Origin of the sequence: Flavobacterium cucumis (assembly GCF_900148835.1) — a bacterium.
GTDB classification, from domain to species: Bacteria; Bacteroidota; Bacteroidia; order Flavobacteriales; family Flavobacteriaceae; genus Flavobacterium; species Flavobacterium cucumis.
In genome coordinates, this window is record NZ_FRYK01000001.1 from 409163 (window position 1) to 422971 (window position 13809).

The 13809-nt window shown below is 32.5% G+C and carries 15 protein-coding genes; 1 reads left to right on the plus strand and 14 read right to left on the minus strand.

Annotation, left to right across the window (positions count from 1 at the left end):
• Positions 1–61: 61 nt before the first annotated feature.
• The gene (locus tag BUE95_RS01930) at positions 62–1384 is read right to left on the minus strand and encodes an efflux RND transporter periplasmic adaptor subunit (RefSeq protein ID WP_073580887.1); all 1323 of its coding nucleotides are present in this window, start codon (positions 1382–1384) and stop codon (positions 62–64) included.
• A gap of 20 nt (positions 1385–1404) precedes the next feature.
• Positions 1405–2838, minus strand: a complete 1434-nt coding sequence (locus BUE95_RS01935) for a TolC family protein (RefSeq protein WP_073580889.1) — start codon at positions 2836–2838, stop codon at positions 1405–1407.
• A 102-nt stretch (positions 2839–2940) separates the two neighbouring features.
• Between BUE95_RS01935 and BUE95_RS01940 the strand changes: the two genes are divergently transcribed.
• Positions 2941–4332, plus strand: coding sequence for a DUF4403 family protein (locus BUE95_RS01940; protein ID WP_073582368.1), 1392 nt, complete (start codon positions 2941–2943; stop codon positions 4330–4332).
• Positions 4333–4348: 16 nt separating this feature from the next.
• On the opposite strand, the gene BUE95_RS01945 is transcribed toward BUE95_RS01940, so the two are convergent.
• The 12 genes from BUE95_RS01945 to BUE95_RS02000 form a co-directional block, all read right to left on the minus strand.
• Positions 4349–4582 (minus strand): hypothetical protein, encoded by a 234-nt coding sequence (locus tag BUE95_RS01945; protein ID WP_073580891.1) that lies wholly within the window; start codon positions 4580–4582, stop codon positions 4349–4351.
• Positions 4583–5122, minus strand: a complete 540-nt coding sequence (locus BUE95_RS01950; protein WP_073580893.1) for a DUF420 domain-containing protein — start codon at positions 5120–5122, stop codon at positions 4583–4585.
• An 89-nt stretch (positions 5123–5211) separates the two neighbouring features.
• Positions 5212–5838 (minus strand): SCO family protein, encoded by a 627-nt coding sequence (locus BUE95_RS01955; protein WP_073580895.1) that lies wholly within the window; start codon positions 5836–5838, stop codon positions 5212–5214.
• A complete protein-coding gene (locus tag BUE95_RS01960; protein WP_073580897.1) occupies positions 5838–6545 on the minus strand; it encodes a hypothetical protein in 708 nt (235 codons plus the stop codon). The genes BUE95_RS01955 and BUE95_RS01960 overlap by 1 nt, the downstream gene beginning before the upstream one ends.
• Before the next feature lie 77 nt (positions 6546–6622).
• Positions 6623–6973 (minus strand): cytochrome C oxidase subunit IV family protein, encoded by a 351-nt coding sequence (locus tag BUE95_RS01965; RefSeq protein WP_073580899.1) that lies wholly within the window; start codon positions 6971–6973, stop codon positions 6623–6625.
• A 20-nt stretch (positions 6974–6993) separates the two neighbouring features.
• On the minus strand, positions 6994–7974 hold the full coding sequence (locus tag BUE95_RS01970) for a cytochrome c oxidase subunit 3 (protein ID WP_073580901.1): 981 nt from the start codon (positions 7972–7974) through the stop codon (positions 6994–6996).
• Between the two features lie 45 nt (positions 7975–8019).
• Complete coding sequence (locus BUE95_RS01975; RefSeq protein ID WP_073580903.1) at positions 8020–8607, minus strand: cytochrome c oxidase subunit 3; 588 nt, start codon at positions 8605–8607, stop codon at positions 8020–8022.
• A gap of 1 nt (position 8608) precedes the next feature.
• Positions 8609–9511: a heme o synthase gene (cyoE, locus tag BUE95_RS01980; RefSeq protein ID WP_143165214.1), complete on the minus strand. Its 903-nt coding sequence runs from the start codon at positions 9509–9511 to the stop codon at positions 8609–8611.
• 136 nt (positions 9512–9647) lie between these two features.
• On the minus strand, positions 9648–10040 hold the full coding sequence (locus tag BUE95_RS01985; RefSeq protein WP_234977617.1) for a DUF3592 domain-containing protein: 393 nt from the start codon (positions 10038–10040) through the stop codon (positions 9648–9650).
• Between the two features lie 54 nt (positions 10041–10094).
• Positions 10095–12200, minus strand: a complete 2106-nt coding sequence (locus BUE95_RS01990) for a gliding motility protein RemB (protein ID WP_073580909.1) — start codon at positions 12198–12200, stop codon at positions 10095–10097.
• 11 nt (positions 12201–12211) lie between these two features.
• On the minus strand, positions 12212–12955 hold the full coding sequence (gene deoC, locus BUE95_RS01995; protein ID WP_073580911.1) for a deoxyribose-phosphate aldolase: 744 nt from the start codon (positions 12953–12955) through the stop codon (positions 12212–12214).
• Positions 12956–13032: 77 nt separating this feature from the next.
• Positions 13033–13788 (minus strand): energy transducer TonB, encoded by a 756-nt coding sequence (locus tag BUE95_RS02000; RefSeq protein WP_073580913.1) that lies wholly within the window; start codon positions 13786–13788, stop codon positions 13033–13035.
• Between the last annotated feature and the right edge of the window lie 21 nt (positions 13789–13809).

Consider the following 13809-nt stretch of genomic DNA (forward strand, 5'->3'; position numbering starts at 1 on the left):
AAAAAAAAATAAGACGCTATTTCTAGCGTCCTACTTAAACAAATTAACTAATTAATGAATCTTATTTTTTGGAATCCGACGCATTCTTCTTATCTTTCTCAGAAGCCACCTTCACTTTGTCATTTGAAGCCAAGTCCTTTGAAACCGTAGTATAAGGGCCAATTATAATTTCTTCACCAGCTTTTAACCCTGTGATAATTTCAATATTAGAATCATCTTGAATTCCTGTTTTTACCACTCTTAATTTTGCCTTATCTCCTACTTTTACAAATACACACTCGAATTTATTATCTCCCTTTGGTGCATTTCCTTTCTGTTCTTGCTCTTTCTTTTCAAGCTCCGCAACTATATCTTTTTTCACTGAAGTTGTATCGTCTTTGATAACAACCGCACTAATTGGAACAGCTATAATATTTTCCTTTCTTTCTGTTATAATATCAACAGTAGCAGTCATTCCTGGACGAAATGGAGAATAATTTTCCGGCTTTCCAGTTAATAAATCTTGATAGGATTCTTTCAAAATTCTAACTTTAACTTTAAAATTTGTAACTTGATCTGCTGTTAAAGCAGTACTAGCAGAATTAGAAATACTGGTTACAATACCTTTAAAGGCTCTTTTTAAATAAGCATCTACTTCAATATTAGCCGAATCCCCGATGTTAATCTTTACAATATCATTTTCATTCACATCCACTTCAACTTCCATATTATTTAAATTGGCAATTCTCAGTATTTCGGTTCCTGCCATTTGTTGCGTACCTAAAACTCTTTCACCCAACTCAATATTTAATAAAGAAATTGTTCCATCTGCAGGAGCATAAATTGTGGTTCTTCTAAGGTTATCATTTGCCTCTGTAACCGTTGCTGATGCACTCTGAACTTGATAATAAGCCGATTGTTTGTTGGCTACTGCAACTTCATATGCCGAAACTATTCTATCCCACTCCGATTTTGAAATAATTCCTTTTTCAAATAATTTTTGATTTCTGTCATAATTTGCTTTAGCCTCTTTAACTTGAGCGTCTGCCTGACTTAAACCCGCTTTTGAAGTTGACATAGATGCAACAGAACGATTTACACCCGATTCATATAAATCCGGATTAATTCGAACCAACAAATCTCCTTTCTTAACTTGTTGCCCCTCTTTTACAGGTAAGGCAATTACTTCACCCGAAACCTCTGATGATATTTTTACTTCAATCTCTGGCTGAATTTTTCCAGTTGCAGAAACCGTTTCTATGATTCTTGTTTGCGCAACTTTTGATAATTCAACAATTTTTGAATCATCATTATTTCCGATAACGCCACCTTTTTTTAGTCCAACTAATAATAAGATTAATCCGATTGCACTTCCTAATAAAATGAATATGGTTTTCTTTGACATGACTAGGTATTTATATTTTGTTACTGTTTTTTAATTAATGGAATCCCAAAATAGAATTCTAAAATTTTTGTTCTAAAAATGTAATCGTATTTTGTTCTCAAAACCTCTGATTGAGCATTGACAAATAGTGTTTGGGCTTGATTAAAATCAAATACATTAATTAGTCCGACTTCGTATCTGGCTTTAGCATACTCAAATGACAACTTTCTAGCAACTAAAGTTGTTTCAGCCGCATCATAACTTTCCTTAGCAGCACTTGCATCTGCATAAGCCGTATAAACTATTCTTTCTATATCAAGCTCTTGCTGATCCAAATTTAGTTTTGCTCTGTCTAATGCCACCTTACTTCTTTGCACATTGTTTCTAGCTGCAAATCCATTAAAAATTGGAACATTTAACTGAAGTCCAAAATTCTGACCTTTGTTGTTGTCAAATTGATCAAAAACTGGCTCGGGTTTACCTAAAATTGGTGAAAAATTCTGTTGAAGTACAGACTGCCCAGTTCCATCAACAAAACCTATAATAGAGGTTGGGTTATTTGCATTAGGTTGAAATCCAGTTATCCTGTCACTATATGCCGCTCTAGTATTAAAACTGTAAAACCCTGAAATTGTCGGCTGATAAGCACCTCTAGCTATTGCAACATCTTTTTGAGCCAACTCTACATTGGATTTCGCAATTTTCAATTCTGTTCTAGTTTCTTTAGCTTTTTGTATGATACTTTGTGATGATTGCAATAAAATTTCAGCATTTAATGATGGAATCTGATTCTCGTCAATATCGAAACTTTCAAAATCTTCTAATCTTAATAATTGCGCCAAACTTAATTTAGAAATTAATAAAGCATTTTGGGCTGTGATTACTCTTTGTGCATCTGCCGCAACTGTTGCTTTAATATCTAATAAATCTCCATTTGGAACAACACCCGCGTCTACTAATTCTTGTGTTCTTTCTAACTGGGTTAAGTTATACTCTTTTTGTTGCAATTGAACTTTTAAATTTTCCTTGTTAAACAAAATTTGTAAATATGCATTTGCTACATTCAAAGCTATATCTTCTTGCATTTTTGTAAGTTGATACTGTGTAGCGATTATCTGTAAGTTAGATTTACGCAGTTGCAACTGATTTCTCAATCCATTATAAATATCAACTCCTACATTTAATCCAGCAGAAGTAAATTGTGTGGTCTGATTTTCTAACAAACCTGTTGTTATATTTTGGTTCAAACCAATATTCCATGAATGAGATGCATTAGCATTAATACTTGGTAAAAAAGCTCCCATAGCATCCTTTTTATTAATGCTTGCGTTTTTCAAATCCAATTCAGATTGTTTAATTGAAATATTGTTTTTAATAGCATAATCTACGCACTCCTCTAAAGTCCATTTTTTACTTTGTGCCGAAAGTTGAAAACCGATCAACAATAGAAAAAAAACTATTTTTTTTGTTATCATTTTATGTGCTTTAAATCTCTTTTCTTATAAGACCTCTTTTTATTTATTTTGTTACAGTATATCAATTAAAATTTTACTTTTACAGTGAAAATTAGAGATGTTATGAAAACCATTCTTACCGAGCTAACCTTGTTTTTATTAGTAATCATAACCTTTTCATGTGGTCCCTCGAAAAAAATTGAAGCTGTCAAACCAGTACCTTCAGACGAAAATCCAGTAGTCTTTAAAAATAAAGTTTCCTTCATTTCAATGCCAGTCGAGATCACTTTAAAAGAACTTGAACAACAATTAAATAAAAATGTAACCGGTCTGGTATACCAAGATTCCATATTAAACGATGACAAAACCGAAATGAAAATATGGAAAACAGCACCAATTAAAATAAGTGAAAAAGAAGGAAACATACGTTCTATAATTCCTTTAAAAATCTGGGCTAAATTCAAATATGGAACGGATTTTATGGGATTAAACGATACTCGAGAAATCAATTTAAACGGAACAATTACACTTAACAGTAAAACACATTTGACTAACTGGAAACTAATCACTACTTCCAAAATAGAAAATTTTGAATGGAACGAAAGTCCAACAATATTGATATCTGGTAAAAACATCCCAATTACATATATCATCAACCCAACTCTAAACTTGTTTAAATCAAAAATTTCGAAGAAAATTGACGAAGCCATCGACAAAACATGTGACTTCAAACCTCATGTCTTAGATGCTTTGGACAAATTGAGCAATCCTATTTTAACAAGCGAAAAGTACGAAACTTGGTTCAAAATGGTTCCACTAGAGTTGTATGTAACAGACGCTAAGTTAACACCAATCAAAATCTTGTTGAACATGGGATTAAAATGCAACATGCAAACTATGGTGGGACAACAACCCAAAAAAGGTTTCGATGTAGCTAAAATAATATTGAAACCCGTTGCTACAATTCCTGAAAACACTACTGTATCAGTTGTTGCAGTTTCAACATTTGAAAGCGCAAGTAAAATTGTAACTAAAAATTTTCAAGGACAAGAGTTCGCGTCAGGAAATAGAAAAATTACAGTTCAAAAAGTAGACTTATGGCAAAAAGAAGGCAAAATGATAATTGCTTTAGACGTTCTAGGAAGTATTAATGGAACTATTTATTTGTCAGGAATCCCAAATTACAATTCGATTACCAAAGAAATCTATTTTGACCAAATGGATTATGTTTTGAACACAAAAAACATCTTAATGAAGTCTGCAAATTGGCTATTGCATGGCACAATATTAAAAAGCATTCAAACCAACTGTCGTTACTCAATCAAAGGAAATTTAGATGAAGGGAAACAGAATATGAAACCTTATTTGAACAACTATTCTCCTATGAAAGGCGTCTATGTAAACGGGACTATTAATGACTTTGAATTCGAAAAAGTAGAAATAACCGACAAAGCCATCATAGCTTTTATAACAACGTCAGGACAAATGAATATTTCAATCGATGGTCTAGAATAAAGGCTAAAAAATTCTATTAAGACAAGTTTTTAGATGGTTTCTTATTACCAAATTTTAATCGGTAGATCGCAAAACCTAATATACCTACCAATATGTAAGGTATCGCCATTAAATATACGATTCCATCATTAATAGCTTCAGCTTTAACACCACCTTCTTCACTCTCTAATGCAGCACGACACATAGCACATTGCGCTTGAGCAGAAACTCCAATTAAGAAAAAACAAATTCCAACAAATATATTTTTCATCTAATTCACGTAGTAAGGAGAAATCATTAAATAAACAATCACACCAGTAATCGCAACATACAACCAAATTGGAAAGGTAATTTTAGCGATTTTTTTGTGCTTATCAAATCGATTTGATAACGCTTTTACATAAGTAATTAAAACTAATGGTATGATAATGATAGATAACAAAATATGAGTTATCAAAATAAAATAATAAACATATTTAACAACCCCTTCTCCACCAAATTTTGTAGAATCTGAAGTCATATGATAGGCTACATACATTCCTAAAAAAGCTACGGAACAACCTATTGCCACTTTCATCAAGTTTTCATGTAATCTTCTATTCCCATTTTTGATTGCTATTACCGCTACAACTAAAACAACTGCTGTTAAACCATTGATTGTAGCATAAATTGGGGGTAAGAAGGATAATGGCGCTACATCATAACCTAATTTTCTCAAATTAACTCCAAATAGCAAAGCCACAACAGCTGGAATAGCAATAGACAAAACAACTATAAGCTTATTGTATTTGGTTTCTATATTATTTTCCATTTCATTTATTTTTATACATTTTAATTCTATAAACTTTTAACAATTTAAGAAATATAAGTTGATGTAAGATAGAAAATTGTTCTTGAAAACTATTCTTCCAATAATTTCTTGATATCTTCTTTGATTGCTTCTACTCCGGCTGTATCAAGTCCATCATAATACAAAATCGGATTCCCTTGAGCGTCTTTTCTACATCTAATTTTACCTTCTTTATCAATCAAAGCGAATAAACCAGAATGTTCAAAACCACCTGCAGCTTTATTATTCTCACCTGCATACAAATTAAAACCTTTGTTTGCTAAACTGTAGATGTATTCTTTATCACCGGTTAAAAAATGCCAATTATAATGCTTCACTCCTAGTAAATCCGAATGTTCTTTCAAAACCTGAGGGGTATCATTAGCAGGATCTATTGTTATAGAAGCTATGCCAAAACTTGGATTTCCATAAAATTCATTTTGCAATTGCAACATGCTTTCATTCATTTTTGGACAAATAGTAGGACAGGTTGTAAAGAAAAACTCCACCACATATACCTTACCCAAAAAATCCTTATTAGTAATTTTTTTGTTGTTTTGGTTGATCAAATCAAATTCAGGAACAGGACCAATCACTATTAAATCGGATTTTTGAAATTTAGCCACAATTTTAGGGATAGCCCAAATTCCAAAGATCAAAACAATAAAAGATATTCCGATATATGATTTATTTTTCATTACTGATTTTTTTGTTTTTCTATATTCTGTTTGATGTTATCTCTAAAAACATCTTTTCTCTCATTATTGTTTTTTTTAAGAGCCAAACGATACTCTCGTAAAATAATCTTAATATCATCTGTCATCTCATTGTGCAAATCTGCAGCTGAAATGGTATTATAACTTTCTTTGTATTCTTGATCTCCTTTTTTATTTTTTCCGTTTCTGCCACGGTGGTTCAATTCTTTATCTACAATAATAACCGCAGGCGTGCCTTTACTTTCATCCAATTGCCCCATCAATTTAAAACTATCATAAAACGCTTGAATCTCTTGTGGTGCAGCAAAAACAAAGCGCCATCCTTTCATATCTCCAGTAATTGGAGCCAATTCATCAATGATCTGTTGGCATTTTTTTTCATTTCCAGAAGGAACCACCATAACCATTTGAAAATCTTTAAACCCTTTATATTTGTTGTAAATTTTTTGATTCAAATTAAAAAAATTACCTCTATTTTCAATTACTTTATCTCCTACAAAACCCAGTACTGTAATTTTACCTTTCATTGACTCTTTAGAACCACTCAAACTTGTCCAATTTAAAGGAATGTCTTGATTGTTTTTCGAAATTGTTGGTAAAAACAAGGAATTATGAGATGCCGTGGAAAAAACCAAATAAATGGCAATAGGCAAAATAAAAAGAGAAATTAAAACTATTTTATTTTTCATTAGAAAGAACATATTGAGTTCATACAAAAGTAAAAAAAAATCCCGATGGAATCGGGATTATAATATAGAAAGAAGTGTTAAAATATCCACTTTAAATGTCCTGTTTTAAAAACATTATAAACATAATCTCCTTCAACTAATAGGATAAAAGATAAATAAATCATCAAGAAAACAGCTGTCCATACAACTGATCTTCTGAACCATTTTTTCTCCCCATCCATGTGCATGAATGCCCATGTAATATAATAAGCTTTTACAATAGTTAAAATGATAAACAACCAGTTAAGCAAATTCATTCCTAAAAAGTTGGTAAAAAATAAAGACTTTGGTTTGTAAATACCAAATATTACCTCAACAATTGTCACTAAAGATAGTATTCCAAAAACTATCCAGATTTTTTTTGTATTTGATTCGTGTGCGTTTGCCATGATATACTTTTATTATATGATTATACTAAATAGAAGAAAGTAAAGACAAATACCCACACTAAATCGACAAAGTGCCAGTATAACCCAACTTTTTCAACCATTTCGTAACTTTTTCTTTTCTCATAAGTACCCAAAAGCACATTGAAGAAAATAATAATATTAATTAATACTCCTGTAAATACGTGGAAACCGTGGAAACCAGTGATAAAAAAGAAGAAATTGGCAAATAATTTATGTCCATATTCGTTTCTAACTAAATTAGCGCCTTCAACAACATATTTTGCCTCTTGTAATCTTTTCAAAGATTCTGCTCTAGACAAAACAGTTTTATGCTTCTCAGCATTAATTAATTCAGAACGAACTAAAATGGATTCATCTGCTTGAAACCCTTGAACTACTTCATTAACTGAATAAGTTGGTAGTGTAGATTCACCCACAAACCAAACACCATTACTTTTAGTGTGTTGTTCCCTAGATTCTGGTAACGTTAGTGCAAAATCAGCTAAAGCAACTCTTTTAAAAGTTCCATCTTCTTGTTTTTTAACAAACTGTAAAATTGAACCCCCATTTGTTTCAACAGCGCCATATTCTCCTTTGATGAAATTTTTCCATTCCCAAGCCTGAGAGCCTAAAAAGATAAATCCACCAATGATAGTTAAAAACATGTAAAATGCCACCTTAGATTTCTTCATATGATGTCCCGCATCAACAGCCAAAACCATAGTAACAGAAGAAAAAATTAAGATAAAAGTCATCAACGCTACATAATACATAGGTGCATTTACACCGTGTAAAAATGGAAAGTGGTTAAAAACTTCGTCAGCAATTGGCCAAGTCTCAATAAACTTAAATCTTGAAAAACCATACGCTGCTAAGAAACCAGAAAAAGTTAATGCATCGGATAAGATGAAGTACCACATCATCATTTTACCGTAGGTTGCCCCCATAGGTCCTGGACCTCCGTCTAAAGCGTGTTCATTTGAAATAACTGTCGCTCCCATAAATTTTTTTATTGTTAAAAAGTTTTCAAATTTATTATTTTTTTTCTATTTGAAAAAATAGAAAAACAAAAACAGATAAACCCAGATAAAATCCATAAAGTGCCAATACATTGCACTTAGCTCTATACCAAGGGTTTGAACCGAATTGTATTTTTGTTTATAATGATTATAAATTACCACCAAAAGCGATGTGATACCCCCAAAAAGATGGGCAATATGAACTAAAACGGCAATATACAAGAAAGAGGTTGTAACATTACTTTCACTTCCAGTAAAAAAATAGCCATTTTCAATAACTTGACCAAAACCTACAAACTGAAGAATCACAAAAGTAACCCCTAGTGCCAATGTAATCAAAAGCAAAGTCATTGTTTGATTTCTGTTACCGTTCTTCATAGACTTTAATGCTCCATAAAAAGTAAAGCTACTCGCTAACATGACTATTGTACTTATAACAAATGCAGATGGTAAAACAAAATCTTTCAACCAATCCGGACGCGATTTACTTACCACATAGGCACTTGTCAATCCTCCAAAAATCATACAAATACTAATCATTCCAAACCACAACAACAACTTATAGGTTCTACCTTTACGCTCTTGCTCTTCTTCGAATGTCATTCTATTTTCCATCTTATCGTAAAAATTTATCTAAAACATAAACAATCTGCAACAAAGATATATAAGAAACACTTATAATCATCAATTTTCTTGCAGCTTTTGCATCCATCTCTTTATGCATTTTAAAAGCATAAAACAACATCCACAAACCCAATCCAATTACGATTACCGTTGCAACTTTACTTAAAAATAAATTTCCTGTAAATCCAAAAGCGGGAATCACAGAAGCTACAATCATCCAAATGGTATATAAAATAGTTTGTAAAGCTGTCTTCTTATCGCGTTCTCCAGTTGGCAACATAAAAAATCCTGCTTTTTTGTAATCGTCATACAAAAACCAACCGATTGCCCAAAAGTGTGGGAATTGCCAAAAAAATTGAATGATAAACAAAGTTCCAGCTTCAATCCCAAAATGACCTGTTGCCGCTACCCATCCTAGCATAAACGGAATAGCACCAGGAAAAGCTCCAACGAAAACAGAAAGCGGTGTAAGGGTTTTTAAAGGTGTATACAAACTCACATACATGAAAATGGAAATCGCGCCAAACATAGCAGTTTTAGGATTTACATTATATAGGATAGCTAATCCAAAAATGGTTAAAATACAACCTAAAATGAAAGCATTTTGTTTGGAAATACGGCCAGAAGGCAATGGACGATTTTTAGTTCGATCCATTTTGGCGTCTAATTCAATTTCGATAATTTGATTGAAAACATTTGAAGCGCCCACCATACAATATCCCCCAACAATTAACAATACTAAAACTAGCCATTGAAAAGGTTGTTCCTCATTAAATCCTAACAAATAACCTGCAATGGTAGAAACCACTACACTAATCGATAAGCGCGCCTTTGTGATTTCCACAAAGTCTTTGTAAAGAGATCTTTTAATTTGAGGTTGTGTATTCGTGTCCACTTTAGTGTTTTTCGCTGTGAAATTGCGCGCAAAGATACGATATGAAAATTAGATTTTAGAATTTAGAATTTAGAAAATTCGTTAAAAGTGGGAAATATTAAAATTTACAATCTTCAAACTAAGGTTGCAAATTAATTTAGAAAAGAAAAACGCCAAGGAAAATATAAAATACAATTGGAATTATTAAAGTTGAAAAATCAAACCTATCTTCAATAATCGAATTATTTGGGTTAATCGAATTATAAGCTATTTGTATTTTTTGACCTTTAGCAAAGGTATATTTCTTAGCAGAATCTTTAAAAGGTGACAGAAAACTAATGTTTTTGGTTACACAATCATTCTTGTATTTCAAATCATGTACAGAATACTCATATTTAATAATTTGCTTCCAACCTTCATTATCTGAATCTGTTTTTGATCTAAACCATTCCGTTTGAGAATAAATAATTGTCGCTTCCGTATTTTTCCATTTTTTAATGGTAACCAAATAGAAAAAAAATATTCTTCCAATTACAAACAGCCATATCAAAAAAGAGATAATTAAAATTATTTGCATGAAGTATAAAACATTCTCTTCCATCCACTAATAATCAAAATACCAGTTGAATAAATCACTTCTTAGTCCAATTGAAAACCATGTGGTATTAGATTGAACAGTTGAAGCCGTTACCGCTGTTGGATCAAAATTTCGGAACATTACATTCCCAAAAACTTTTAAATTGTTTGCAGGATTTACCACATATCCTATTTGTAAATCGGCAATCATAACCGTTGTTTTATTTCCTTGTGCAATTGAAACTCCAGTATCGTATGGGCGATTTTCGTCGTAATCTAAATAGATATTTCCTCCATAGTTAAAGTTATCGGCTCCATTGTTGAAATCAAATCCGCGTTGGCCGTAAATTAATTTCGCATCAGCAAAGTACCTACCTTTGAAATACCTAGCTATTGCTATAAATTCTCTGAAATTTGCCCCCCATAAATGCCCCAAACTTTGATTGTTGTGACCGTAATTTGTAATGGGATTACTATGTGAATACACATAGGGACGCACCTGATTGTACTCCAGTTGAAGTAACAGATTTTTTACTTTGAAAGCATCGTAATATTTAACCCCTATTTGATAGGCAAATTTGTTTCTCCAACTCTGATTGCTTTCTTTTACATCTCCAATCGCAAATTCATCAATTAGAAATTGACCATAGAAATTCAAACTATTATTCCATTTGTATTTCGTTGCTAATCCTAATAATGCATTTCCTGTTTTAGAAGACGAACCAAATTCAACTGCTCTATAAAAGATCAAGGGATTTACAAAATTGAAATCGAAGCCTCTTTCATTAGTATCTGTCCAAACTACATTTTCAAAGAAACCTAAATTCCATTTTTTCGTTACATTCCAACTCAAATAATGACTTGCCATGTATTTCGTAGCATACGTACCATCAACAGTAGCTAAATCCCTCACATCTTTTAACCACATGTAGGTATTGGTATATTTGATTTTCCAAAAAGTAGTGTTAATTTTAAAATAAGGATACGGACTTGCACCATCACTTTGCAACAAAGAACGATATCCATCTCCTAAGAAATTTCTCCCATATCCTAATTGAAGGTCAATAAACGAATTCGGCTTGTATTTGATATTCGCTTCTGCTAGTGGAAAATCATAAGCATCCTCCTTGAAACGTTTCGCAATTCCAATTCCTGGAACAATTGCTGGATTCCCTCCAGAAGGGCGAATACTCTCTGCGTAAGCATTGTAATAATCAGCAAAACGCCCTTGACTTTCAAAAATCGAAGTTGAAAAGGTAAGCTGCGAACCCAAACCTCCATTTACTATCACACCTCTAGTGTTTACAAATGTATTTGAGGCCTCACTTTTTGTGTCTTTTCCGACTCTCAAATCGAAAATGGGATTTAAAGTAAACCAATAATCTTCTCCTTGAATCGCTACTAAATTCTCATTCCATAATTTCCTACCCCACCAGGATTCTTTTTGCTTTAAAAAAGCCTTGTTCACGGTTTCAAAATCATAATATTTAGCTACTTCATCATACGAATAAGGTTTTGAAGCCGTATGATTATTCGCACCGACTTGATTCATCAAAGCTTCAAAAACACCATAATTTTGATGCGAAAAAGGCAGAACTCCAGAACTCTTGAATTGTGGATTTTCAAAAGGTTTGTAAACAATATCATCGTATTCCGATAGTTCTTTTTTGTTATCAATTAGTGTTGCATTGGTTTTATGATATTTAGTTGCTTCATTTTCTTCATTTGAAGTTGGAGCAATTAAAGGAATATTAATCTTAATCGAGAATTTAGCATAAGTTGGTCTTCCAGAAAAAGTAGCAGGAGTTACTTTTGGCAAGGATTCAAAAACACGACTTGATTCTTTCTTCAAAGATTCATAAGCCGCATCTGTGTATAAAACCTTAAAAGTTCCTGTAGTGTCTACTTCAAAAACGGCAATCACACTTCCTTTGTAATTTTGTTCCTGAAGTTCTTGCGGCACTTTAAAATTATTGTAAAAATAATTCTGCAAAGTGTTATAAAAACAAGATTCTTGCTGACTCCCCATTGCATTTACACAATCGGGGAATTTTGGGAATTGCTCGCTTAACGAGTTTTGTCCAATAATGACTCCACTCAAAACCAACAATACTAAACTGAAAAACCTTTTCATGAGGAACTTTTTTAATAATCGCTATTTGAAATTTCACCATTTGCAATGGCTTTTGCGGCAGAAGTACCAATTCGTTTTACACCTAATTGAATCATTTCAACCGCTTCTTCATAAGTTCGAACACCACCAGCAGCTTTGACTGGTAACGGACATGAATTTTCAAGCATTAATTTAATAGTTGGAACTGTAGCTCCATTTGGAACGCCTTCAGGAGTTTTATAAAAACCGGTTGAAGATTTTACAAAAACCTTTTCATAATCGTTCTCATCGAAATTTGCAATCACAACATTTTTAATCAATGCAGATAATTGTACGATTTGATGATTGTCTAAAGCCGCGACTTCAATAATCCATTTTACGATTTTATGATGTGATAAGCCTAGCTTTGTTCCTTCCAGAACTTGCTCTTTTATAGCTTCAATCTCGCCTCTTTTAAAAGCTTCATAATCTACTACAAAATCCAAATCATCAACACCGTTTTCTATAGCTTCTTTAGCTTCAGCTAATTTATCTTCTAAAGTTCCGTTTCCTAATGGAAAATCAATAACAGTTCCAATAGTAACCTTTGAATTTGCCTCTTGAATCATTTTTTTGGCTAAAGCTACTTTATCTGGACGAATCATGATTAACTTAAAATCATGCTCTATAGCTTCTTGTATACAATTTTTAACCACCTCAGTATTTTCATACTCTGAGAGATTCGCCTGATCAGCAGTCTTAAGATATGTTGAATCTAAATATTGTTTAATATTCATTTTAAGTGTATTGATTATAAAGTGTAAAAATAAAAAAAATCCCACCAAAGTGGGATTTTTAGAACACTTTATTTAATCTAATTGAGTCTAAAACCAACAGGAATTGTATATTTTATTCTAACTGCTTTATCACCGTGTCTTGCTGGAATCAATTTTGGCAACCTCTTAATAGCCCTTTCTGCAGCCTTTTGCATTTCTAAAGTAGCCCTTTTGTTATTTAATGCCACAACATTAGAAACAACTCCATTTTCATCAATTATAAATTCGACCTGTGCCACACCTTGCTTCCCGTTCTCTAAATCCTCCTCAGGATATACTAAATATCTGCTTACAAACTTAGCCAACTGCTCATCAAAACACGCTTTTTGTTCGGCTCTACTAATACCTCTGCAAGCAGGAAACATAGGCAATGATTCAACTGTAAAAGCGGTTATCTCAGCAGGTTTAGTTACACTAGAGGCTCCATTATCGGAAGGAATAGCTTGAGATTGCTCATCCAAAAACGCTACTTTATCAGGAGTAGCTAACGGAGCAACTTCTATTTCCTTTGGAACTTCTACATCAACCGGCTTAATGACATCATTAAAAACCGAAATCGGCACATGATTGCTTGTTTTCACTGGCACAACCGTTTTAACTTCAGAAATAATAGAATACAGCGAAGGCTCATTGATTTCAAATTCATCTGGAGTATCTACCACTATTTTTTGCTTTGTTGTTTTAAAATCAAACTCCAAAACAAATAACACTACTACCATAGTAGCAATTAAGCCTAACTGAAAATAGATAAAACTATTTCTAGCCTTCTTCGGGAAATCAACATTTGGTTTCATAATAAATAAAGATTAATGGTT